Raw genomic sequence first — 22,153 nt, 5'->3', positions numbered from 1 at the left:
CTCCTATATTCCGCCGATTAGCGGCGGCCGTTGAAATAGCCGGTAAGCTGGTGCCAACTCTTCGCGGCGGACATCATGCCCCGCCGGAACCCATCCTTGCCCAGCACCCGCATATGCGGGATCGAACGCATGAGGTCGTAGCGGGCGGAGCCTTCGCTCATACCCTCGGCCAGCACCTTACAGACGATGTGCGACGGGGTGACGCCAAAGCCGGAATAGCCCTGCACATAAAAGGCATTGGGGCGACCGGACAAAGTGCCGATCTGTGGAAAGAGATTGGCGCTGCACGCCATCGGTCCGCCCCAGGCATGGTCGATCTTCACATGTTGGAGGTACGGAAAAGTCTTGAGCATCAGCGGCCGGGCCCAGGCGGCAATGTCGGACGGGAAATATTCAATAAGTTGCGTTGCCGACCCGTACAAAAGCCGATTATCCGCCGTGACCCGATAATAATCTATCACCGGCCTGATATCGCTATACGCACCCCGAATCGGGCTGATGCGCTGGATCAGTGCTTCGGGCAGCGGCTCCGTCGCGATCTGATAGGCATAGGTGTTGATCGTCTTGCCATATATTTCCGGTTCCAGCCCGGCCAGAAAGCTGTCGCAGGCCCACAGCAGCTTGGACGCCCGCACGCTCCCGGCATTCGTCCGCACGGTGATGCGGTCACCATATTCGACGCTGATCACCGGGCTGTTTTCGAATATCCGCGCGCCAAGGCCGACGAGCGCCTTGGCCTCGCCAAGCAGCAGGTTGAGCGAATGGACATGACCGCCGCCCATATGCTTGATCGCGCCGGCGAACACGTCCGATCCAATGACCTGCTGGACGTCCTTGCCGACCAGCAGCTCGACATCCTCATCGGGATCGGCAGCGCGAAATTCGTCGACCCAGCCGCGCAATGTCTTCAACTGCCGCTGATTATAGGCGAGATAGGCGTAGCCGCGCTGAACGTCCGCATCGATATTATATTTTTCCGCACGCCCGCGCAGGATGCCCGCGCCCAGGCTGGCAATCTCGAACAGCGTTTCCAGCCCTTCCTTGCCGATATGGCGCGCCACCTTGTTGATGTCATGGCCGATGCCCGCCATCACCTGTCCGCCGTTACGGCCCGTGCCGCCATAGCCCAGATGGCGCGCCTCCAGCACGGCGATGCTGGTATAGCCCTTCTCGGCCAGTTCCAGCGCGGTGTTGATGCCCGAAAACCCGCCGCCGATCACGACGACATCGACGTCGATATCGTCCACCAGCCGGGGGAACTGGAGATCATATTTTTTGGTGGCCGTATAATAATTGAGGGCGTCCAACCGTCGCATCTCTTCCCCCATCGACCATCTCCTGTTGTTCGACAGGAAATCTGACGTGGAAACGAAGCCGACGATATTGCAGATTACGACAAGAACAGGACGAAATACGCCACGAAGCCGAAGCGCTGAGGAGCGCCCGCTTGTTACCTCTCGTGCGCGGTTTTGCGCCCCCGGATCAGCGGGCGGCCCGTCCAGCCGCGATAGGCCCGCGACAGGACCGAGCGTTCCGAATAGCCCAGCGCCTGGACCAGCCCCGCCACGTCGCGCGCCCCCTCCCCCAGGCGCGCATCGGTCAGCCGCGTGCGGTGATCGCGCAACAATTGCCGTAGCGACGTTCCCTCCTCCGCCAGACGGCGTTGCAGGCTGCGCGGCGGCACCCCCAGCGCTGCGGCCATCCCGTCCAATGTGATCGGTCGCTTGTCGAGATACATGGCAATGAGCCATTCCACACGCCCCGCGAACGTCTCTTCAGACTGGTGCACCTGAAGCAATTCCGTGACGTGCCGTTCCAGAACCTGCAACAAGTCGCGATCTTCGACGCGGTTGACCCGGTCGACGTCCTGCCGGGACAATAGCAGTCCGTTGGTGGGCTGATCGAACAGTACCGGAGCGCGAAACAGGCGTCGCAGCGCCCCCGTATCGGCAGGCGCTGAATGTTCGAAATGAACCTCCATCGGCCACCAGGGGGACGTCAGGCAACTGCGGATCAGTTCGCAGGTCGCCATCACGGCATATTCGGCATCCTGCCGCCGGGGCCAGATGCGCGGGTCGTGGATGCGATAGGCCCACAGCACATCCTCGCCCGCGTTCAGCAGGCCGGACGAAGTCGATGTCTGAAAAGCGGGCAGATAGCGATCCATGCGCGCGAACGCGTCACCCAGCGTGCCTGACAGCGAAAATATCAGTCCTGTCGGGCCGATATCGGCAGGCCGAAAGCAACTTCCCATTTCCGCGCCTAGATGCGGCGCGCCAAGCAGGTCCGCCGCATCCTCCAGCAAGGCGACATAGCGGGCTAGCGGCATGATCGCATAGGGGTCGATCAGTCCAGCAAGCGCGACATCATGCTGTTGCAGCAGCGCGGATACCTTTTCATCGTCTCTATCCAGCCTTTCGATCAGGCGCTGCACGCTGACCGCCCGAATGGTCGGAACCGGCGGTGCGCTCGGCGTTCTTCGACGCGCCATGTCATCCCCTCGCTTTCAGCAATGCGCCCTGCCCGCATCACGCACCATATCTCCAGTTTCGACAAGGCTTGAACAACTTATCATGATAAGTTATATGCGACCAGTATCGAAGAGAGGATGGGCGCGAATGACATATGCGGGCGCAATCATTGCCGGGTCGTTGGAATATGGCGAAACGCTCTCCACCGTGGCCAACCCGGCCACCGGCGGGTCGGCAGGCGAAGTCGCGACGGCTGACGCTGCGGCCTGCGAACGGGCAATCGGGGCGGCGCGCACCGCTTTTGCCGACTGGGCCGCCACGCCCGATGCCGACCGGCAGGCGGCGGTTTCGCGCTGCGCCGACATTATCGAGGAACATGCCGAAACCCTCGCCCAACTGCTCACCGCTGAACAGGGAAAGCCGCTCAACGGCATGGGCGCGCGGTTCGAAGTCGGCGGCGCAGCCGCATGGACCCGGCACACCGCCACCCTGTCACTCCCGGTCGAATATGTTCAGGACGACGACGACACCCATATCGCCATCCATCGTCGCCCGCTGGGCGTGGTCGCGGCGATCACCCCGTGGAACTGGCCGCTGATGATCGCGATCTGGCAGATCATGCCCGCGATCCGCGCAGGCAATACGGTCGTGATCAAGCCGTCGCCCTTCACGCCGCTCACGACGCTCAAGCTGGTGGAACTCTTGCAAGAAGCGCTGCCGCCCGGTGTCCTCAACGCCGTCGCCGGGCCGGACGCGCTTGGTGCCATCCTGACTTCGCATCCCGATGTCGCCAAAGTGTGTTTCACCGGGTCCACCGCGACCGGGCGCAAGGTGATGGCGAGCGCCGCGCCGACCGTGAAACGCCTGACGCTGGAACTGGGCGGCAATGATGCGGGCATCGTCCTCCCCGACGCCGATCCCGCGGCGATTGCCGAAGGGCTGTTCTGGGGCGCGTTCATCAACAATGGGCAGACCTGCGCGGCGTTGAAGCGCCTGTTCGTGCATGACAGCATCTATGACGCGGTGTGCGATGCGCTGGTCGCCTATGCCGCAGCGGTCAAGACCGGCCCCGGCACTGACGAGGACAGCATGCTGGGTCCGCTGCAAAATGAGATGCAGTTCCAGAAGGTCGTCCGGTTGGTGGACGAAGCGCGGGCCAGCGGCGCGCGCATCCTGACCGGCGGCAGCCCTACGCCCGGCAACGGCCTGTTCTATCCCATCACCCTGGTGGCGGACGCAAAGCCGGGCATGGCGCTGGTGGACGACGAACAGTTCGGTCCTGCCTTGCCGATCATCCGCTACACCGATGTCGATGAAGCGATCGCCGCGGCCAATGCGGTCGATGTCGGCCTTGGTGGATCGATCTGGTCGTCCGACATCGCGCGGGCGCGCGACCTGGCGCTGCAACTGGAATGCGGCACCGCATGGGTCAACAAGCACGGTGCCATCCGTCCCGACACGCCTTTCGGCGGGGTCAAGGCTTCGGGCTTTGGCGTCGAGTTCGGGCCGCACGGCCTTGGCGAATTTCTGTCCCTGCGCGTCCTGCACGACTGACGCAGCCCCCGTCATTTTTCGGAGTTTGACCATGACCGACAAGCGCGCCCTGGCGATTGCCACCATCGACCGTTTCACCGCCGCCCCTTTGGGACATTTCATTTCAGGCAAGCCGGTCGCGGGCGAAGGAACGGTCTTCGACATTCTTGAACCGGGCACAGGCGGCGTGCTGGGCCAATGCGCCGACGCGACCGAGGCGCAGTTGGAGGCGGCGGTGGCCGCCGCGCGCGACGCCTTTCCCGGCTGGGCCGCGACACCGGCGGAGGAGCGGCGCAGGATACTCAACCGCATGGCCGACCTGATCGTCGCGCGCGCGGACGAAATCGCGGCGGTGGAGTGTCTGGACGCCGGACAATGCTGGCGCTTCATGTCCAAGGCGGCGCTGCGCGGGGCGGATAATTTCCGCTTCTTCGCTGACCGCGCGCCCGCCGCCGCCGACGGACAGGCGCTGCCCGCGCCCGATCATCTGAACTATACCACGCGCAAGCCGATCGGCCCGGTGGCGGTCATCACGCCGTGGAACACGCCCTTCATGCTGTCGACGTGGAAGATCGCGCCCGCGCTGGCGGCGGGATGCACGGTGGTGCACAAGCCTGCCGAATGGTCGCCCTATTCGGCGCGGCTGCTGGTGGAAATCGGCGCGGAGGCGGGGCTGCCCGCTGGCGTGTTCAACGCCGTCAACGGTCTGGGCGAAACCACCGGCCGCCGCCTGACCGAGCATCCCGATATCAAGGCAATCGCCTTTGTCGGCGAATCCTCGACCGGCAGCGCCATCATGCGGCAGGGCGCGCAGACATTGAAGCGGGTGCATTTCGAACTGGGCGGCAAAAATCCCTGCATCGTGTTCAACGACGCCGATCTGGATGGCGCAGTCGATGCCGCGATGTTCATGATCTACTCGCTCAACGGTCAGCGTTGCACATCCTCGTCGCGGCTATTGGTCCAGCGCGATATCTATGACACGTTCGTTACCAGGATGGCCGAGCGCGTGAAGAGCCTCAAGGTCGGCGACCCGTTCGACCCGGATACGGAGGTCGGCCCCCTGATCCACCCCCGCCATTTCGCCAAGGTGGCAAGCTATGCCGGGATCGCCGCCGAAGAAGGCGCGACCATCGCGGCGGGCGGCGCGCCAGTGGAGGGCACGCAGGGCTTTTTCTTCCAACCCACATTGTTCACCAATGCCGAACAGACGATGCGCATCGCGCGTGAGGAGATCTTCGGCCCGGTGCTGACCGCCATCCCCTTCGATGACGAAGCCGATGCAATCGCGAAGGCCAATGACGTCGACTATGGCCTGGCGGGCTATCTGTGGACCAACGACCTTTCCCGCGCACTGCGCGTGTCCGACGCGCTGGACGTCGGCATGGTCTGGGTGAACAGCGAGAATGTCCGCCATCTGCCCACCCCCTTCGGCGGCGTGAAGGCCAGCGGGATCGGGCGCGACGGCGGTGACTGGAGCTTCGATTTCTATATGGAAACGAAGAATGTCGCCCTGGCACGGGGCACGCACAAGACACAGCGGCTGGGCATAAAGTGAGCGCCATCGACCTTAGGCCCGACGCCTGCCTGATCGACGGGGAATGGCGCGCGGGGGAACGATGGCTCGACGTCCATAATCCCGCCGACAACCGCCTGATCGCGCGTGTGCCCGCCCTGGGCGCGCGGGAAACGCAGGAGGCGATTGCAGCCGCCGCGCGTGCCTTGCCGGGCTGGGCCGCCCTGCCCGCGTCCGCGCGCGCTGATGCGCTGATGCGCTACCACGACCTCATCCTGGCGCATCGTGACGAGCTGGCCTGCATATTGACCGCCGAACAAGGCAAGCCGCTGGCCGAAGCACGCGGCGAGATCGGCTATGCCGCCAGCTTCATCAGCTGGTTCGCCGCCGAAGCGATGCGCGCTTATGGCGAAATCATTCCCGCGACGCAGGCCGACCGCCGCATCATGGTCATCAAGCAGCCCGTCGGCGTGGTCGCCGCGATCACGCCCTGGAATTTCCCGGCGGCGATGATCACGCGCAAGCTCGCCCCCGCGCTCGCCGCCGGGTGCACCATCGTTATCAAGCCCGCCGAACAGACCCCCCTCACCGCCTTCGCGCTGGGCGCACTGGCGCTGGCGGCGGGGATTCCCGCAGGCGTCGTCAATATCGTGACCGGCGATCCGGTGGCGATCGGCGGCGTGCTGACGGCAAGTCCCACGGTGCGCAAGCTCAGCTTCACCGGATCGACCCGCACCGGTGCGCTCCTTTATGCGCAATGCGCGCCGACGGTGAAGAAGCTCAGCCTCGAGTTGGGCGGCAACGCGCCTTTCATCGTGTTCGACGATGCGGATATGGCAGCAGCGGTCGAAGGCGCGATAATCGCCAAATTCCGCAACGGCGGCCAGACCTGTGTCTGCGCCAATCGCTTCTATGTGCAGGACGGAATCCATGACCGCTTTGTCGAAGCGTTCGCAGCAGCGGCGGCGGCGCTGACCATCGGCCCCGGCGACGCGCCCGATACGAAAATCGGGCCGTTGGTCGACGACGCGGCGGTCGCAAAGGTGACAGCGTTGATCGCGGACGCGAAAGCCAAGGGCGCGGTGCCGGTCGGGCCGCAGCGGTCGCCCACGGGCCGGTTCGTGCCGCCGATGATCCTGTCCGGCGCAGCGGCGGGCATGCGGATGCTGGAAGAAGAGATTTTCGGCCCGGTCGCGCCGGTCGTGCGGTTCACTGATGAGGCGGAAGTGATCGGCCTGGCGAATGCCGCGCCCGACGGTCTGGCCGCCTATATCTTCACCCGCGACCTTGGCCGAAGCTGGCGGATGGCAGAGGCGCTGGAGGTCGGCATGGTGGGCGTCAATACCGGGGCCATCTCGACCGAAGTCGCGCCCTTTGGCGGCATAAAAATGTCCGGCCTCGGTCGCGAAGGATCACGCCACGGGCTGGACGACTATCTTGAACTCAAGACGATGACGGTCGCGCTGTGACGAACCGATCCTTAGCGATCCGGCGCGAACCGTTCGAGCGCCTTGGCCAGCGCGCGCGCTTCGGCGATGAAATCGCGCAGCCGCTGCTCGCCAAAGACGTCGGCATAAGCGGACAGCATGGGCAGCGTATGGGTTGCGGTGCCCTGCACCAACCGCTGCCCCTCGTCGGAAATGGAAATGACCGACCGGCGGCCATCATTGGGGTCGATGCGGCGCACGACCCATTGGCGATCGACCAGTTCGCGCAGGATTCGCGTGACGGTGGGGGCGTAGAGCAGCGCTTCCTTGGCGATGCTGCTCGCGTCCAGTTCCTCGACGTCGGCCAGCACGCGCAGCACGCGCCATTGCTGTTCGGTGACGTTTGCTTCCCGCAAGATGGGGCGGATGGGCGCCATCACCGCTTCGCGCGCCGCCAGCAACGTGCCCGCAAGCGATTCGGAATATCGGGTCATCCCGGTCTTGGCCTTTGCCACGCGCATTCCTTTCGAAGACCAGCCCGATTGATTCGGGTACAACCATTTATCGCGTTAAGCAGTGGTCGCAAGAGGATAAGCCGATGATCTGTAATGGCCATATCTATGGCGTCATCCTCAACGACAGCCGGGAACTGGCCCGGTTGGCACCTGCGTTCCAGGAAAAGCCCTATCTCGCCCCGCCCGTCGCGCCCGTCGTTTATATGAAGCCGGCGAGCACAATGTCCCACGGCACGGTGCGACTAAAGCCGGGCGAGCAAGCCGTCGCGGCGGCCACGCTGGCGCTGCTGATCGCGCGGGATGCGACGGGCGTCAGTCCTGATCAGGCGATGGCGTGCATCGGTGCCGCCGCGCTCGCCATCGACATCACCTATCCGCAGGCCGATTATTACCGGCCCGCCGTCGCGCAACGCAATGCCGACACGTTCCTGGTCATGGGGGATTGGGGATCGCCCGCGCTGGCGGACCGGATCACGACCATGATCGACGGGCAGGCGGCGCACAACTGGTCGCTCGACCGGCTGGCCCGATCGCCCGACCGGCTGATCGCCGACATATCAGCCTTTCTGACTTTACGGGCCGGGGACGTGCTGTTGGTGGGTCTGCCCGGCGACGCACCGCAGGTAGGCGCGGGCGTCACGCTCCGCGCGGAGGCGGCAGGCTTTGCGCCCGCGGTAGCGCGGGTTGAGGAGACGACATAATGAAGCGCGCACGTATCTATCATCGCGGGCGAGACATCTGGGTCAGCGTTTCCGCCGACGGGCAGAGCCTGCACCTGCCCGATGGCAGCTTCATCCCCGCCGATGGCGCATCATGGTTGCCCCCGGTGACACCTGGCGCGTCAAGCTATGCTCTGGGCCTGAATTTCGCCGATCATAACAAGGAACTGGGGTTCGCGCCCAAGCTGGCGACGCCGCTGATCTTCATGAAGGGCGGCAATTGCTTCGTCGGCCATGAAGGCGACACGCCACGCCCAGCCGACGGCAACCAGATGCACCCCGAATGCGAGCTGGTGGCGGTCATCGGTCGACCGGCCCGCAACGTGACGAGCGCCGAGGCGCTCGACTATGTCGCTGGCTATACCGTTGCCAACGACTATGCGATCCGGGAATATCTGGAAAATTACTACCGGCCCAACGCGCGAGTGAAGAACCGCGATGCGACCACGCCGATCGGCCCGTGGATCGTCGATGCGGCCGACGTGCCCGACCCGCAGGCGCTTGCGATCACCACCCGCGTCAACGGCGAACTGGTTCAGAACGGCACGACCGCCGACATGATCATGTCCGTCGCCGAACTGGTCGCCTATTTGTCGTGTCATAGTACGCTGATGCCGGGCGACATGATCCTGACCGGCACGCCGCAGGGCGTCCATTTCTGCGCGCCCGGCGACCGGGTAGTGACCGAAGTGGAGGGCATCGGTCGCCTCGTCAATCACCTGGTCGCGGGCTGAAGGGGGCAGATATGGCACACGCTACCGTCGAATATACCGCCAACGTCGAGGATGCATTTGACCTCAATGCGCTGCTAGCGCTCATCGCCCGCCATATGCGGGACGAAGCGGGCGGCGTATTTCCGGTCGGCGGCATCCGCGTGCGCGGCATCAGGCTCGACCATTATGTCATCGCCGATGGCAAGGGGCCGGATGACGCCTTTATCAATATCGACGTCAAGATGGGCGTTGGCCGTTCCGCCGAGTTCCGCCAGACCTATTTCGATGCCCTGTTCGCGGCGGTGCGGAGCTTCCTTGAGCCGATGTTCACGCAGCGCCCTCTGGCCCTGTCCATGTATGTAGAGGAAGCCGAAGGCTGGAAGGCGAACAGCATCTACGACCGGTTGAAGAAAGCGCACTGATGCCCCTTGCCCCCGATATCATCGAAACACTGGCCGCCCGCCTCGACGAAGCGGAAAGGACGCGCACGCAGATCGGCCAGTTCTCGCTGGAACATCCCGACATGACACTGGAAGACGGCTATGCCGTCAGCCGGGCATGGGTGGACAGGAAACTGGCCGGGGGGCGCACGGTCATCGGCCATAAGATCGGCCTGACCAGCCGCGCGATGCAGCGTTCGTCCAACGTGACCGAACCGGATTTCGGCACGTTGCTGGACGATATGCTGTTCCTCGACGGCCATGATATTCCTATCGATCGCTTCATCGAACCGCGCGTCGAGGTCGAACTGGCCTTCATCCTGAAACACCCGCTCAAGGGGCCGGGCGTCACCCTGTACGACGTGCTGAACGCCACCGACTATGTCACGCCCGCGATAGAGATCATCGACGCGCGCATCGAACGCATCGACCGGGCGAGCGGCGTCACGCGCAAGGTGTTCGACACCATTTCCGACAATGCCGCCAATGCGGGCATCGTCCTTGGCGGGCGGCCGGTGAAGCCAGACGCGGTCGATCTGCGCTGGGTGTCCGCCCTGCTCTATCGCAACGGCGTCATAGAGGAATCGGGCGTCGCGGCGGCGGTGCTCAATCACCCCGCCAACGGCCCGGCCTGGCTCGCCAACAAGATCGCGCCCCACGGCGAATGGCTGGAACCGGGGCAGATCATCCTGGGGGGCAGCTTCACCGCGCCGGTGTTCGCGCGCGCGGGCGACAGCTTCCATGTCGACTACGGCCCGCTGGGGTGCATTTCGGTGAGGTTCACATGATCCCGTTCAAGCACAGGCTAGCCGAAGGAAAGCCCCTGATCGGACTGTGGCAGGCGCTCGCCAATAATTACACCGCCGACATCTGCGCCCGGCTGGGCTTCGACTGGCTGTTGTTCGACGGCGAACATTCGCCCAACACCGCCCAGACGCTCCTCGGCCAGTTGCAGGCGGTCGAGCGCCATGGCCCAGAACCGATCGCGCGTGTCCCGGCCAATGATCCGGTCATCATCAAGCAATATCTCGACATCGGTTTCCGCACCCTGCTGATCCCCATGGTCGACACCGCAGAGCAAGCCGCCGCCGCCGTCGCCGCCACCCGCTATGCGCCGGAGGGCATAAGGGGCGTGGCGAGCGGGACCAGCCGTGCCGCCGGTTTCGGCATGACGCCGAACTATCTGGCCAATGCGGCGGACGGGCTGACGGTGATCGTCCAGATCGAAAGCCGCATCGCCCTCACCAATGCCGCCGCAATCGCCGCCACGCCCGGTGTCGATGCAGTCTTCATCGGCCCCGGCGATCTCGCCGCCTCGCTCGGCCATCTTGGCGATCCGGGCCATGCAGAGGTCCAGGACGCCGTTGCGCAGGCAATGACGGCCATTCGCGGCGCGGGCAAACCAGCGGGCATATTCGCGCTGTCGCCCCAACATACGCGCCAGTGCTGCGAGCAGGGCTATGCCTTCGTCGCGGCGGGCACGGACATCGGTTTGCTGGTCAAGGGGGGCAAGGCCCTGCTCGACGAGGTCAGGGGATAAGCGCGTTCGACCGGAACGCAGGAAAAAGGAGTTCGCCGCGATGGGCAAGGTTTCACTGGTAGCCAAGATCACCCATGTGCCGTCAATGTATCTGTCGGAACTGGAAGGGCCGCATAAAGGCTGCCGGGAAGCGGCGATCGAAGGGCATCGCATCATCAGCCAACGGTGCCGCGACCTGGGTGTCGATACGCTGGTCGTGTTCGACACGCACTGGCTCGTCAATTCGGGCTATCATGTGAATTGCTCGGCCCGGTGGGAGGGCATCTACACCTCCGGCGAGCTGCCGCATTTCATCAAGGACATGCCCTACGCCTGTGACGGCAACCCCGCACTGGGCGAGCTGCTGGCGGCGGCAGCGACGCGTGCCGGTGTGCACACACGCGCGCATCAGATCGCTTCACTGGAGCCGGAATATGGCACGCTGGTGCCACTTCGCTACATGAATCCCGACCAGCATTTTCGCGCGGTGTCCGTCTCGGCGCTCTGCATGGTGCACGCGCTGGAAGATTCGATGACGCTGGGCCGCGCCATGCGCGAAGCGGTGGAGCGGGACTATGACGGAAACGTCGCCTTCCTCGCCAGCGGCTCGCTATCCCACCGCTTCGCCCAGAATGGCGAGTCGGAGGAATATATGAACAAGATCTGGAGTCCGCTGCTCGAAGCGGTCGACCGGCGCGCGGTGGAGATGTGGGAAACGGGCGACTGGCGCAGCTTTGCCGGGATGCTTCAGGACTATGCCAGCAAATGCCATGGCGAAGGCTTCATGCATGACACCGCGATGATGATGGGGGTGCTGGGCGGCGCGGATTATACGGGCAGGGCCGAAGTGGTGACGCCCTATTTCCCCTCGTCGGGCACGGGCCAGATCAACGCCATCTTCCCGGTTTGACGCGGCGCGGCTCCTGCCTGCGCAGGAGCACATATTCCCAGCCCATCAGTTGGCGTCAGCGAAAGCAGCATGGGGATGAACGGCGGTGATATGCCGCCGCCGAAGCGGCAGCACCAGCAGGACAAAGCTGAGCACGAAGCAGCCGATGCAGACCCATTCGACGCCGGTGAAATCGCCTCCCCCGATCAGGCGGCCCGAAATGATCGGCCCTCCCCCCAGGCCGATCATCTGCACGGCGATGGCCGCGCGCATCATCAGGCCCTTGCCATCCATCTCGTTGACGGCACCCAGGATAAAGGGCTGAACCATGTTCCACAGGAAATTGAATCCGCAGACCGCGATGAGGAAGGTGGTGGCACCGGGCGTGCCGATCAGCATGCCGATGCACAGGACCCCGCCCAATATGCCGACCGTGAATACATGCATCCGCCCGATCCGTTCGGCCAGCACGATGGCGGCGAGCGCGCCACCCACCGCCACGACCTGCGAAATGAACAGGGCGTCGGCGACATTCTGCTCCCGAAGGCCCGCGGCGATGCCGATCAGGAACAGATTGGCCCACGCAATGCCCTGCGCCAGATTATAGACAAGGACGCCGGTCAGCGCCGAGATCATCAGCAGGACCGGCGGGCCCAGGGCGGAATGGCCTTCATGCTGATGCTGATGCCGATCGTCGGACGAACGCGGCAGGAAGGGCGCGCAGGCGATGGAAAGCAGCGTCACGACCGTGAAAATCAGGAATATGCCCTTGAGGCCGATCGTGTCGAACAGCATCGGCGCTTGCCAGATGCCAAGCGCGCCATAGGCTAGCAGGACGACCAGATAATAGGCCAGATTGCGGTCGGTGCGCCGGGTCAGGCCGACGAAGCAGAAACTCAGGCTGATGACGCCGCCCTCGCCCAGCCCAGCCAGGAAGCGGGCCGCGCCAAAGCCGCTGCCACCCGCCGTGAGCGCCGACGCGAAATTACCCGCGCCCGCGACCAGCAGGCATCCGATGGTCAGCATCCGCCAGTCGAAGCGGTTGCCGACGAACGCCAATATGACGGTCATCAGCGCAACGGCCGACATCTCGATCCCCGCAAGGTCGACCGCCTGCGTCTCTGTCAGATGAAGCTGCGTAACGAAACCCTGCACCAGCGCGGGTTGCACGATGAAGGACAGGACACCGATCGTTCCCAGCAGGACGAAACTGGCGATGGCCAGCGGGTGGTCCGGGTGGGATCTGCCGCGCATAGTGGCCTGCCCCGTCATCTCAAAGCCCCCGCGCCGGGCCGACCATCACAGCGACACCCGCACCGTCGCGCCATAGCTGGCAGGCGGCGCATAATAGGAAGTCGTCCCCAATATGCCCAGATTGAGCGTATAGGCGCGATATTGTTCGCCAAAAACATTCTTGCCCCATAGCGACACGTCGAACCTGTTGCTGGGGTCGGTCCAGCTCAGCGACATATTGGTCACATTATAGGCGCGCTGGATCGATGACGCCGCGTTGGTAACTTCCAGAAACTGCTTGTCATACCATGCGCCATCGACCTGCACCGCGCCCGTCCCTGCTCCCACATCGAAATCATAGCGGACGAGGTAGTTCAGGCTGAACCGGGGCGCGTTCGGAAACTGTGCATCCTTGACGGTCGCATCGGGAAAGACGCAGCGGAACGCGCCGCCGATATTCGTGCAATATTGCGCGTCGGGCGCGCCGGGGAACAATTCTGGTCCGATCTGTTCACCCGCCGCACGCACGGTCTTGACCTTCGACGTTTCCCAGCTGCCGCCCAGCATCATGTTGAGGTGATCGACCGGCTGCCAGGTGATTTCAACTTCGGCTCCGGTGGCGAGCGCGTCGCTGTTCGACACCTGCGGCGTGCCGCCGATCATGGCGAATGCCTGATAATCCTCATAGATATAATGGAACAGCGTGGCGTTCACCCGCAGTTTCTGGTCGGGAGTCGACAGTTTCGCCCCCAGTTCGAAACTGTGCAGCGTTTCGGGCTTATGCTGGAACAGATCGGCCGTCACGGTCGGGGCGAGCGTCCAGTTCCCCCCCTTGATGCCGCGATTATAGGAAGCAAAGATCAACGTGTCGCGGTTGGGCTTGTAATTAAGCGACACGCGCGCCGCATAGTCGCCATGACTTATGCGGTTCGCACCGGGCCTCTGGCTTGAAAATGTCTCGTCCGTCGCCAGCGTCTGGTCGGGAAAGCCGATGTCGCTGAGCGTCGAGATATAATCCATGGACTTGCTATCCTTGGAATAGCGCAGCCCCGCGATCAGCGATAGTTCGGGGGTCAGCTGATACTCGCCCTGACCAAAGACGGACCAGTTTTTGGAGATCAACGAATAGCGTTCCAGCACTTGAGGCGCGTTGGCGGCACCGTTCAGATCGATGGCGTTGCCGATCACGGGCGCGCCGATCGTCGTCATCGTCCCCTTGGTCCGCATGTCGAGATAATAGCCGCCGACCTGCCATTTCAGCGGGCCGGAACCGCCGGAAAGGCGCAGTTCCTGCGAAATCTGATCATATTTGGCCGTGGTGCCAAAAACGATCACTTCGATCGGCAAACCGTCGCCATCCTCCAGATAATCTTTCTTGAGCGTGGTGTAATTTGTGATCGACGTCAGTTCGACATCCCCCAGCTTCCAGGTGACATTGGCCTGACCGATATGGACGCGGCGGTTGAGATGGCCCGCCGTGCCGGAGAAATTGTCATAGGGCGACGCCTTCGCCCCGGTGATCCCGTTGATGACGCCGCCGGGTCCATTGGTGAGACCGGCCGAATTGACGCGGCAATAGCCGTTCGCTTCGAACACGCAATTTTCGAACGAGTATGCCCCGGTCGGCACCTCATGATCGCGCGAATATTTGTACCATAGTTCCACCATCAGGTCGGGCGTGACGTCGATCTGCGTCGTCGCGCGCAGGGAAAAGGCGTTCTGGCCGCCCACATCCTGCCCGGAACTGACCAGGCCATTGGCCGCGTCGGTATCCTTCGCCTTGATATAATTGCCGCCCAGCGCGCGGCGCATCGACAGGCGGGCGCGCCATCCCTCGACAATTTGGCCGCCGATCGCACCTTCCAGCGATCGTTGTTCGAAGCGGCCATAGCTGCCCTCGACATAGCCGTTCAAATCACGGTCGGTGGCACCGTGGCTGAGATAATGGACAACGCCGCCGGTAGCATTGCGTCCGAACAATGTGCCCTGCGGACCACGCAGCACCTCCACCCGCTCGATATCGAACAGTTGGCCGCTGATCCCGTTGATCGACCCCATATAGGCATTGTCGGTATAGACGGCGACGGGCGCTTCCAGATAGTCGGTGAAGTTGTTCTGGGAAATGCCGCGCAGGTTAAAGATCGTCACGTTGGGCGACCAGGCATTGATGTGCATCGCCGGAATCTGCTGCGTGATTTCAGTGGTGTTGGTGATGCCCAGCTTCTTGAGCTGGTCGCCGGAATAGGCCGAAATCGACACCGGCACGTCGCGCAGACTCTGCGCGCGCTTCTGCGCGGTGACGATGATCTCGCCGAAGGGATTGTCACTTCCGGCGGGCGCAGCCGGGGACAGACCAGGGTCGGTTAATTCGGAACTATCCTGAGCAAGGACGGGCTGACTACAAAGCAATATTGCGATCAACGATGCCGACCTTAGCCACATTGCAGACGAATTGATCATATCAGCCCCCTATTTTTATACCGATGATTCCCGCGTGCATCCGACCTCTTTCAGCTGTTGAATAACTTATCATGATAAATTACTCAACAGAAATATTAGCTGGAGCGCCAGCCCTTCAGGAACACGGAGCATGTCCATGAAAAGGTTCGATGGGAAAGTTGCGTTGATCACGGGCGGCGGCAGCGGGATCGGCGCTGCGGCGGCCCGACGCATTGCCCGCGAAGGTGGCAAGGTCGTCCTCTTCGGACGTCGGGAAGCGCCACTCATGCACGTCGCCAAGGAATGTAACGGCATCGCGGTGGTTGGCGACACGACCTGCCTGGCCGACATAGAGCGAGCGGTCGACCGCGCGGGCGATACGTTCGGTGGTCTCGACATTCTGGTCGTGAGCGCAGGCATCGAGCAGTTCGGTTCGGTGGAAAGCATCTCGCTCCCGGACTGGCATCGCGTGTTTGATATCAATCTGGATGGCGCGATGATGGCCGCACGGAGCGCCATCCCTTCGATGCGGGCGCGCGGCGGGGGCGCGATCATACTGGTCTCGTCGGTCGCTGGCCTCGTCGGCGCGCCGTCCTACGCCGCCTATTGCGCGTCGAAGGCGGGGATGCTGGGCCTCAATCGGTCGATCGCATTTGACTATGGGCCGGAAAATATCCGCTGCAACGCGATGTGCCCCGGCTGGACCCTCACCGAACTTGCGCTGCGTGAGATCGAGGATATCGCGCGGGAAAAGGGCATCGACGCCCAGCAGCTTCAAGATGAGTTGACCAGCATCTACCCGTTACGACGCATGGCCCGGCCCGACGAAATGGCAGCGGCCATCGCTTTTCTCGCGTCCGATGATGCCTCCTTCGTCACGGGAACCGCGCTTAGCGTCGATGGCGGCGGCGGCATCGTCGATGTCGGCACGCTACCCTTTCTTTGAAGGTCGCGTCTTGTCAGCCGTGGCGCTCAGGTAGCGTTCCGCCAGCGCGCAGGTTCGTTCGATGATCATCGGCCCCTGCGTCTGCGCCGCCTCGGTCTCGTAGCGCGTCTGCATCCAGCCAAGATAAGTGGTTCCGCGCAAAAACAGGAATAGCGGCAACAGCGCCTCATGCTCCGGGGGCAAGGCGCGCTGCTGGCGATAGCCGCGCAGCAGCGCCTGCATCAGCTGCTCATAATCGCTCTGATGGCCCAGGAAAAATAATGCGGTGGCCAGCTCGAACATGTGCCAGCCAAAGCCGCAATCGTCGAAGTCGATCAGATTGACCTGCTCCCCGTCGAACAACATGTTTTCCGGCACGAAATCGGCGTGGATCAGGCCGTATCGGTCGCCATCCTTGCCGAATGCGGCAAGGTCAGCCGCAGCCTGCACCCGCGCCCGTTGCAGCAGTGCGACCTGCGCTTCCGTCAATCCGGGCATTTTCCAGAACTGGCCCCAGAACGGCTCCGATCCGATCAGCCCGTCCTCGTCCCAGGCGTGGCGCACCATTGTCCCTGCGCCTGTCCACGTCCGCGAATGATTGTGCACGCGCGCCGCAAGCGCCCCGACTTTCTCCATCGCCGCAATCGCTTCGGCTCCCGTCAGCGTGAGCCCGTCATCCGCCGATCCGATCGGCGTTCCCGGCAACCAGTCAAGGAAATCGACCTGACGCGGCTCAGGCACAGCGGGATGCGTGACCGTGACCAGCGCCTCGCCCCCATGGCTGAGCGCAGCGGCAGGCGCACCGACACCGGCATCGGCCAGCGCCCGCATCCAGACCAGCTCCGAACGCAGCGCAGCGGCGCTGTGATAGCCATGCCGGTGAATACGCACGGCAAAACGGCGTCCATCGTCGCGATATACGGAAAACACCGCATTTTCGCGATATTTCACCGGGGCCAGCCCGGTGAAGGTGCCGGGCCACTGCGCCAGCGCCGCTTCCGCCATCTGCCGGAGCGCGGCGATCTGTTCGTCGGGGGTCTGGAGATAGAATGTTTCGATAGCCGTGGGCATCAGCGGGCCACTTCTTCCAATGTTTCGTCAAGCGCGGCCAAAAGAATGTCCGCCTGTTCACAGGTGAACACCATGGACGGGCGCATTTTCAGGATATTGTCGAACGGGCCGATGCGGCTGAGCAGCACCCCCTTGTCCTTCATCGCGTTGACGACCTTTCCGGCCAGGGGCGACGGTGCCTTCGTCGCGCGATCCGCGACCAGTTCCAGCCCAAAGAACATGCCACGGCAGCGGACGTTGCCGATGATCTCATGGCGCGCCATCAATCCGTTCATCCGCTCGCCGACATAGGCGCCGACGCGCGCGGCATTGGCGATCAGCCCTTCATTCTCGATGACGTCCAGCACGGCGGCGCCCGCAGCGGTCGCGACAGGATTGCCGCCGAACGTATTGAAATAATTCGCGCTCCTGCCAAACTCGTCGATCACGTCATAGGTCGAAATAACGCTGCCAATCGGAAAGCCGTTACCCATCGGCTTGCCGGTGGTGATGATGTCAGGGACGATGCCATGATACTGGTGCGCCCACATCGCAGCGCCGGTGCGGCCGAAGCCCGACTGCACTTCGTCCGCGATGACGATGCCGCCAGCCGCGCGCACCATGTCCACCAGACCGGCAAGATAGCCGGGCACATATTCAGGCAACCCTTCATTCGCGAAGGACGGATCGATCAGCAGCGCCGCCAGCTTGACGCCGTCCGCCTGCAACGACGCAATCGCGGCCCGCGCTTCGTCCAGATAATGGTTGGCCAGATCGGCGTCGGTGCGGCCCTGCCGATGGCGATAGGGGTCGGGCACCTGCACCAGCCGCGCGAAATCGGGGAAGGCTTCGGGCACCGGAAAGGCGGTGCAGATCGACGCCAGCACCGCTGAATTGCCGTGATAGTTGAAACTGCTGGCGATGATGCCGGTGCCGCCCGTGACGTGCCGGGCAATGCGCAGCGCCAGTTCGTTCGATTCGGTGCCGGTGCAGGTAAAGAACACGCCCGCCTGGGCATAGTCGGTGGTCGCGGTCAGCCTTTCGGCATAATCGACGACATTGTCATGCAGATAGCGCGTATTGATGTTGAGCGCCGCCAGTTGCCGCGATGCGGCCTCCACCACATGCGGGTGGCAATGGCCGACATGCGGCACATTATTATAGACGTCGAGGTAGCGCCGCCCTTGCGCATCGAACACCCACGCCCCCTCGCCCCGGACCAGATGCAGCGGCTGATCGTAAAAAAGCGGCGTGCCAGTCCCCAGCACCTTCTTGCGTCGCTCCAGCAAAGAGCGGTCGTCATCATTCATGCAGGGCATCTCCCAGGCCAATGGGCAAGTTATTTATCATGATAATCTATTGCCGTCCAGAGGGCGGCGCAAGGGGCGCGTCAACCTTCGTCGGCGTCCGCCAGCCTGCGCTGCTGCGCCCGCCAGCGGGCCGGGGACAGCCCGGTTTCGGCGCGAAACGCCCTGCCGAAATGCGCCGGATCGTCAAAGCCCAGCGCGAAGGCGACATCTCCTGAATTAAGCGCGGTATAATGAAGCAGCCGCTTCGCCTCCAGAAAGATGCGGCCACGGATCACCTCGGACGCATTCTGCCCCGCCCCCTCCCGGCACGCGCGGTTGAGCAGATAGGGGGTGGTGCCAAGCAACGCCACATAGGCATCGACCGTGCGACAATCCCGAAAACGCTGGTCGAGCAAGGTCAGGAAACGAGAGAACAAGGCTGCCGCCTTCGGAGGCGCGGCCTGTTCGGGCCGGTCGGCTTCGATCAGGCGAGCGAGCATGACCATGATGAGTTGCACCTGCGCGCTCACGACATGCTTCAGGCCCCAGGAAGGAAACCGATGCTCACGCTCCAGTTCCAGAAACATCTCCCGCACGCGCGCAGCAAGTTCGCCGGGGATTTTCGTGACCAGCGGCATCCTGGCCAGGGCTTCCACCGGCGGAGCATCGACGTGGCTCAGGACATTCGACAGGAAATCATGCGACAGGCTGAGCACGATGGCGTCGGCCGTCGCGTCGGCCCTGAACCCGTGAACGACGCTGGCGGGCAACCATGTGAGCGTGTCGGGAACCAGATCATGCTGCGCCCCGTCGACGGTGAAACGACCTTCGCCCTGCAACCAGTAGGAAAGCTGGTGCAGATGCGGATGGACATGCGGCTCGACATTGCCATGGTGCAACGCCCCTCGATCGCTGACCCTTTCCACATGGATGAAGCGTGGGTCGATATCCCGGATATGCTGCCCGTAGATGAAATAATAAGGAGGCGATGAGGTCGGACGCACAGATTAAAACCTATCCCGTTTTTGAGAAAATGGCCAAATCTTTTCACGTCCCGCTCGCGCGGCGCCGGTCATCCGATGCCATGACAGGGCAACGGACATGGGAGGGACGGGATGTTCATTCGCGACGCTTGGTATGTGGGTGCGTGGAGCCACGAGCTGGATACGACATCCATGATGTCGCGTCGGCTGCTGGGCGACAATGTCCTGTTCTTTCGCACGACCGGCGGCAGCATCGCCGCCATTCGCGACCGATGCAGCCACCGCTTCGCCCCGCTGTCGATGGGACGGCGCGAGGGCGATTGCGTGCGCTGCATGTATCACGGACTGGTGTTCGACGCCGACGGGAAGTGCGTGGAAGAACCGGGCCGCAAGGGCGTCAGTCCCAACACGGATGTCCGCAGCTATCCCACGGTGGAGCGGTACAAGCAGGTCTGGATCTGGATGGGCGACCCGGCAAAGGCCGACGCCAGCCTTATCCCCGACTGCCATTATCAGGATGATCCGGCCTGGGCGTCCATCCCCGCCTACATCCATTACAAGGCCGACTATCGCCTGATCCTCGACAATCTGCTCGACTTTTCGCACCTGACCTATGTGCATGAAAATACGTTGGGCGGATCGGCCACCATCGCCCACATCCGCCCAAAGGTGGAGCGCAACGGCGACACCGTGCGGCTGACCCGCTGGTATCTGGGAGAGCCGGGCATCGCCCCCTACCTCAACGGGTTCGGCACGTTCGAAGGACCGGTCGATCGCTGGCACATTTATGAGCTGCACATTCCGGGCAACGTGTTCCTGATGGATTCGGGCAGCGCGCCCGCTGGCAGCGGCGCGCCCGAAGGACGGCGCGTGGACGAAGCGATGCAATTCCGCGCAACGCAGATCGTGACGCCGGAGGATGAGCAGAACAGCCATTTCTTCTGGAGCTACGCCCATAATTTCAACATCGGCGACGAAGATTTCACGCGCAAACTGGCCGCGCGCATCGCGGAGGGGTTCGAGGAAGACCGGCTGATGATCGAAGCGCAGCAGGATGAGGTGAACCGCAGCCCGAATGACAAGATGGCCTTCATCATCGCCGACAACGGCCTGGCACTGGGCCGACGCATCATCGACGAAAGGCTCGCCGCAGAGCAAGTTGCCGCCGGATAGCGCCGGGATAGCTCAGATCTATCGCGGCAACAGAAATCGCGCCTTGGCCAGGCATTCCATCCATTCCGCGCGCGGGCGGCTGTCCGCGACAATACCAGCGCCCAAGTCGATCCGGCCCGTGCCGCCGCTATGGTCGGCGGTGCGAATGGCGACGTTGAAGGCAGCGCGTTCGGCGCTCATCATGCCAATGGAGCCGGTGTAGACGCCCCGGTCGAAACCCTCCAATTCGGCGATGACGCTGGTCGCCATGATCTTGGGCGCTCCGGTGATCGATCCGCACGGAAACATCGCTTGCAACACTGCCAAGCTGTCGATCCCCTCTCGCAGGCGGCCAGAAATAGTAGAGGTCATCTGCCAGACGCTGGGATAGGCTTCTATGTCGAACAGGCGCGGCACCTTGACGCTACCGGGGACGCAGACACGCGACATGTCATTGCGCAAAAGGTCTACGATCATAAGATTTTCGGCGCGGTCCTTGCTGCTCATCGACAGTTGCCGCGCGCTTTTGCGGTCTGCCCTTGCGTTGCAGCCGCGGCGCGCCGTGCCCTTCATCGGTCGCGCCTCGACTTGTCCATGCTGCATGCGGAAAAACAGCTCGGGCGAGAAAGACAGGATATGGCGGTCGCCTGTCTGGATGAACGCGCCGAACGGAGCGCGCGCGCGCTCCCGCACGCAGCCATAGAAGGCAATCGGATCGTCAATGTCGATTGTCGCCGGAAAGGTCAGGTTGACCTGATACAGGTCGCCGTCCCTGATATGCTGGAGCGCCTGTCTCACCATAAGCTCGTAGCGTGCGCGACCGATCGCGGGGCGCAGCGGCCCCAGCGCAATACTGTCCCCGCCCCGACGCGTCGCAAAAGCGCGCTGCTGCGCAAAAGCCGCGAACCATAGTAGCGGGGCGGAAGTGGCGCCCGGCGGCAGCCGCGACGAATGGGCGGCCATGGCATCGAACGCCTGCCCCGCGCGATAGGACAACAGTCCGACCAGTGTAGCGCCATCCGCCATCGCCCGGCGCATTTCGCTAAGCAGCGCGGGCAATCGCCGGGGGTCGTGGGTCGTGAATATGCGGGAGGGTTCGGTGAACAATATCGCCTCGCCGCGCTGCTGATCATCGATCAGAGCACAAGGCGCGCCTCGTGCCGCCACCGCTCTAAGGGCGATGGCAACATCCTCCGGCTCGTTGACCGCGCAGCTCAGCCCCTCCCCAAACCAGCCATACGGTTGCGCCGCCAGGGGTCTAACGTCGTTCATGGGGCGGGGTTCACCCTGTGTTGCAGATTCCCCCGATGCGCTCGCTGCACAGATGTCGCGGCCAGCGC

At 63.3% G+C, this 22,153-nt stretch carries 20 protein-coding genes; 11 read left to right on the top strand and 9 right to left on the bottom strand.

Going from position 1 to position 22,153, the window contains the following annotated elements; translation table 11 throughout:
• Positions 1-17 precede the first annotated feature (17 nt).
• Entirely contained in the window at positions 18-1,328 is a 1,311-nt protein-coding gene (locus tag FHS54_RS06050; protein WP_208404804.1) for an NAD(P)/FAD-dependent oxidoreductase, read from the bottom strand.
• 122 nt (positions 1,329-1,450) lie between these two features.
• Positions 1,451-2,491 (bottom strand): AraC family transcriptional regulator, encoded by a 1,041-nt coding sequence (locus tag FHS54_RS06045; protein WP_167302926.1) that lies wholly within the window; start codon positions 2,489-2,491, stop codon positions 1,451-1,453.
• A gap of 127 nt (positions 2,492-2,618) precedes the next feature.
• Between FHS54_RS06045 and FHS54_RS06040 the strand changes: the two genes are divergently transcribed.
• The 3 genes from FHS54_RS06040 to FHS54_RS06030 are packed head-to-tail and all read left to right on the top strand — an operon-like array spanning position 2,619 to position 6,989.
• Positions 2,619-4,025 (top strand): aldehyde dehydrogenase family protein, encoded by a 1,407-nt coding sequence (locus tag FHS54_RS06040; protein WP_167302925.1) that lies wholly within the window; start codon positions 2,619-2,621, stop codon positions 4,023-4,025.
• A 31-nt stretch (positions 4,026-4,056) separates the two neighbouring features.
• Positions 4,057-5,562, top strand: coding sequence for a 5-carboxymethyl-2-hydroxymuconate semialdehyde dehydrogenase (gene hpaE / locus FHS54_RS06035; RefSeq protein WP_167302924.1), 1,506 nt, complete (start codon positions 4,057-4,059; stop codon positions 5,560-5,562).
• Positions 5,559-6,989: an NAD-dependent succinate-semialdehyde dehydrogenase gene (locus FHS54_RS06030; protein ID WP_167302923.1), complete on the top strand. Its 1,431-nt coding sequence runs from the start codon at positions 5,559-5,561 to the stop codon at positions 6,987-6,989. The genes hpaE and FHS54_RS06030 overlap by 4 nt, the downstream gene beginning before the upstream one ends.
• An 11-nt stretch (positions 6,990-7,000) precedes the next feature.
• Here the strand turns inward: FHS54_RS06030 and FHS54_RS06025 are convergent, their stop codons facing one another.
• The gene (locus FHS54_RS06025) at positions 7,001-7,462 is read right to left on the bottom strand and encodes a MarR family transcriptional regulator (RefSeq protein ID WP_208404802.1); all 462 of its coding nucleotides are present in this window, start codon (positions 7,460-7,462) and stop codon (positions 7,001-7,003) included.
• A gap of 83 nt (positions 7,463-7,545) precedes the next feature.
• On the opposite strand from FHS54_RS06025, the gene FHS54_RS06020 reads away from it, so the two are divergent.
• The 6 genes from FHS54_RS06020 to hpaD are packed head-to-tail and all read left to right on the top strand — an operon-like array spanning position 7,546 to position 11,763.
• Positions 7,546-8,163: a fumarylacetoacetate hydrolase family protein gene (locus tag FHS54_RS06020; RefSeq protein ID WP_167302922.1), complete on the top strand. Its 618-nt coding sequence runs from the start codon at positions 7,546-7,548 to the stop codon at positions 8,161-8,163.
• Entirely contained in the window at positions 8,163-8,915 is a 753-nt protein-coding gene (locus FHS54_RS06015; RefSeq protein ID WP_167302921.1) for a fumarylacetoacetate hydrolase family protein, read from the top strand. Before FHS54_RS06020 ends, FHS54_RS06015 begins: the two co-directional genes overlap by 1 nt.
• An 11-nt stretch (positions 8,916-8,926) precedes the next feature.
• Positions 8,927-9,316 carry a 5-carboxymethyl-2-hydroxymuconate isomerase gene (locus tag FHS54_RS06010; RefSeq protein WP_167302920.1) on the top strand — a complete coding sequence of 130 codons (390 nt, stop codon included), beginning with the start codon at positions 8,927-8,929 and terminating at the stop codon, positions 9,314-9,316.
• Complete coding sequence (hpaH, locus tag FHS54_RS06005) at positions 9,316-10,122, top strand: 2-oxo-hept-4-ene-1,7-dioate hydratase (RefSeq protein ID WP_167302919.1); 807 nt, start codon at positions 9,316-9,318, stop codon at positions 10,120-10,122. Before FHS54_RS06010 ends, hpaH begins: the two co-directional genes overlap by 1 nt.
• Entirely contained in the window at positions 10,119-10,874 is a 756-nt protein-coding gene (locus FHS54_RS06000; protein WP_167302918.1) for an HpcH/HpaI aldolase family protein, read from the top strand. The genes hpaH and FHS54_RS06000 overlap by 4 nt, the downstream gene beginning before the upstream one ends.
• A 40-nt stretch (positions 10,875-10,914) precedes the next feature.
• Entirely contained in the window at positions 10,915-11,763 is an 849-nt protein-coding gene (hpaD, locus tag FHS54_RS05995; RefSeq protein ID WP_167302917.1) for a 3,4-dihydroxyphenylacetate 2,3-dioxygenase, read from the top strand.
• 45 nt (positions 11,764-11,808) lie between these two features.
• Here hpaD and FHS54_RS05990 read toward each other — a convergent pair whose 3' ends face one another.
• Both FHS54_RS05990 and FHS54_RS05985 read right to left on the bottom strand, forming a co-directional pair.
• Positions 11,809-12,996: an MFS transporter gene (locus FHS54_RS05990; RefSeq protein ID WP_167302916.1), complete on the bottom strand. Its 1,188-nt coding sequence runs from the start codon at positions 12,994-12,996 to the stop codon at positions 11,809-11,811.
• A gap of 45 nt (positions 12,997-13,041) precedes the next feature.
• The gene (locus FHS54_RS05985) at positions 13,042-15,435 is read right to left on the bottom strand and encodes a TonB-dependent receptor (RefSeq protein WP_243855670.1); all 2,394 of its coding nucleotides are present in this window, start codon (positions 15,433-15,435) and stop codon (positions 13,042-13,044) included.
• Between the two features lie 136 nt (positions 15,436-15,571).
• Here FHS54_RS05985 and FHS54_RS05980 point away from each other — a divergent pair, with 136 nt between their 5' ends.
• On the top strand, positions 15,572-16,360 hold the full coding sequence (locus tag FHS54_RS05980) for an SDR family NAD(P)-dependent oxidoreductase (protein ID WP_167302915.1): 789 nt from the start codon (positions 15,572-15,574) through the stop codon (positions 16,358-16,360).
• Here the strand turns inward: FHS54_RS05980 and FHS54_RS05975 are convergent.
• The 3 genes from FHS54_RS05975 to FHS54_RS05965 all read right to left on the bottom strand — a co-directional run bounded on the left by FHS54_RS05975 (position 16,346) and on the right by FHS54_RS05965 (position 19,682).
• Positions 16,346-17,410 carry a phosphotransferase enzyme family protein gene (locus FHS54_RS05975; protein ID WP_167302914.1) on the bottom strand — a complete coding sequence of 355 codons (1,065 nt, stop codon included), beginning with the start codon at positions 17,408-17,410 and terminating at the stop codon, positions 16,346-16,348. The two genes, FHS54_RS05980 and FHS54_RS05975, sit on opposite strands and share 15 nt — an antisense overlap.
• Complete coding sequence (locus FHS54_RS05970; protein ID WP_167302913.1) at positions 17,410-18,699, bottom strand: aspartate aminotransferase family protein; 1,290 nt, start codon at positions 18,697-18,699, stop codon at positions 17,410-17,412. Before FHS54_RS05970 ends, FHS54_RS05975 begins: the two co-directional genes overlap by 1 nt.
• Before the next feature lie 80 nt (positions 18,700-18,779).
• Positions 18,780-19,682 carry a helix-turn-helix domain-containing protein gene (locus tag FHS54_RS05965; RefSeq protein WP_167302912.1) on the bottom strand — a complete coding sequence of 301 codons (903 nt, stop codon included), beginning with the start codon at positions 19,680-19,682 and terminating at the stop codon, positions 18,780-18,782.
• 111 nt (positions 19,683-19,793) lie between these two features.
• Between FHS54_RS05965 and FHS54_RS05960 the strand changes: the two genes are divergently transcribed.
• On the top strand, positions 19,794-20,834 hold the full coding sequence (locus FHS54_RS05960) for an aromatic ring-hydroxylating oxygenase subunit alpha (RefSeq protein ID WP_167302911.1): 1,041 nt from the start codon (positions 19,794-19,796) through the stop codon (positions 20,832-20,834).
• Between the two features lie 18 nt (positions 20,835-20,852).
• Here FHS54_RS05960 and pabB read toward each other — a convergent pair whose 3' ends face one another.
• Positions 20,853-22,085 (bottom strand): aminodeoxychorismate synthase component I, encoded by a 1,233-nt coding sequence (pabB, locus tag FHS54_RS05955; protein WP_167302910.1) that lies wholly within the window; start codon positions 22,083-22,085, stop codon positions 20,853-20,855.
• Positions 22,086-22,153: the final 68 nt, after the last annotated feature.

This window comes from Sphingobium vermicomposti (assembly GCF_011762025.1).
Classification (GTDB): Bacteria; Pseudomonadota; Alphaproteobacteria; order Sphingomonadales; family Sphingomonadaceae; genus Sphingobium; species Sphingobium vermicomposti.
This window is presented reverse-complemented; position numbering and strand designations above follow the sequence as displayed.

What these genes read in the sequence shown, in the direction of transcription:
- FHS54_RS06050 (WP_208404804.1), bottom strand. Translation starts at nt 1,328, where the DNA reads ATGGGGGAAGAGATGCGACGGTTGGACGCCCTCAATTATTATACGGCC.
- FHS54_RS06045 (WP_167302926.1), bottom strand. Translation starts at nt 2,491, where the DNA reads ATGGCGCGTCGAAGAACGCCGAGCGCACCGCCGGTTCCGACCATTCGG.
- FHS54_RS06040 (WP_167302925.1), top strand. Translation starts at nt 2,619, where the DNA reads ATGACATATGCGGGCGCAATCATTGCCGGGTCGTTGGAATATGGCGAA.
- hpaE (WP_167302924.1), top strand. Translation starts at nt 4,057, where the DNA reads ATGACCGACAAGCGCGCCCTGGCGATTGCCACCATCGACCGTTTCACC.
- FHS54_RS06020 (WP_167302922.1), top strand. Translation starts at nt 7,546, where the DNA reads ATGATCTGTAATGGCCATATCTATGGCGTCATCCTCAACGACAGCCGG.
- FHS54_RS06015 (WP_167302921.1), top strand. Translation starts at nt 8,163, where the DNA reads ATGAAGCGCGCACGTATCTATCATCGCGGGCGAGACATCTGGGTCAGC.
- FHS54_RS06010 (WP_167302920.1), top strand. Translation starts at nt 8,927, where the DNA reads ATGGCACACGCTACCGTCGAATATACCGCCAACGTCGAGGATGCATTT.
- hpaH (WP_167302919.1), top strand. Translation starts at nt 9,316, where the DNA reads ATGCCCCTTGCCCCCGATATCATCGAAACACTGGCCGCCCGCCTCGAC.
- FHS54_RS06000 (WP_167302918.1), top strand. Translation starts at nt 10,119, where the DNA reads ATGATCCCGTTCAAGCACAGGCTAGCCGAAGGAAAGCCCCTGATCGGA.
- hpaD (WP_167302917.1), top strand. Translation starts at nt 10,915, where the DNA reads ATGGGCAAGGTTTCACTGGTAGCCAAGATCACCCATGTGCCGTCAATG.
- FHS54_RS05990 (WP_167302916.1), bottom strand. Translation starts at nt 12,996, where the DNA reads ATGCGCGGCAGATCCCACCCGGACCACCCGCTGGCCATCGCCAGTTTC.
- FHS54_RS05985 (WP_243855670.1), bottom strand. Translation starts at nt 15,435, where the DNA reads ATGATCAATTCGTCTGCAATGTGGCTAAGGTCGGCATCGTTGATCGCA.
- FHS54_RS05980 (WP_167302915.1), top strand. Translation starts at nt 15,572, where the DNA reads ATGAAAAGGTTCGATGGGAAAGTTGCGTTGATCACGGGCGGCGGCAGC.
- FHS54_RS05975 (WP_167302914.1), bottom strand. Translation starts at nt 17,410, where the DNA reads ATGCCCACGGCTATCGAAACATTCTATCTCCAGACCCCCGACGAACAG.
- FHS54_RS05970 (WP_167302913.1), bottom strand. Translation starts at nt 18,699, where the DNA reads ATGAATGATGACGACCGCTCTTTGCTGGAGCGACGCAAGAAGGTGCTG.
- FHS54_RS05960 (WP_167302911.1), top strand. Translation starts at nt 19,794, where the DNA reads ATGTTCATTCGCGACGCTTGGTATGTGGGTGCGTGGAGCCACGAGCTG.
- pabB (WP_167302910.1), bottom strand. Translation starts at nt 22,085, where the DNA reads ATGAACGACGTTAGACCCCTGGCGGCGCAACCGTATGGCTGGTTTGGG.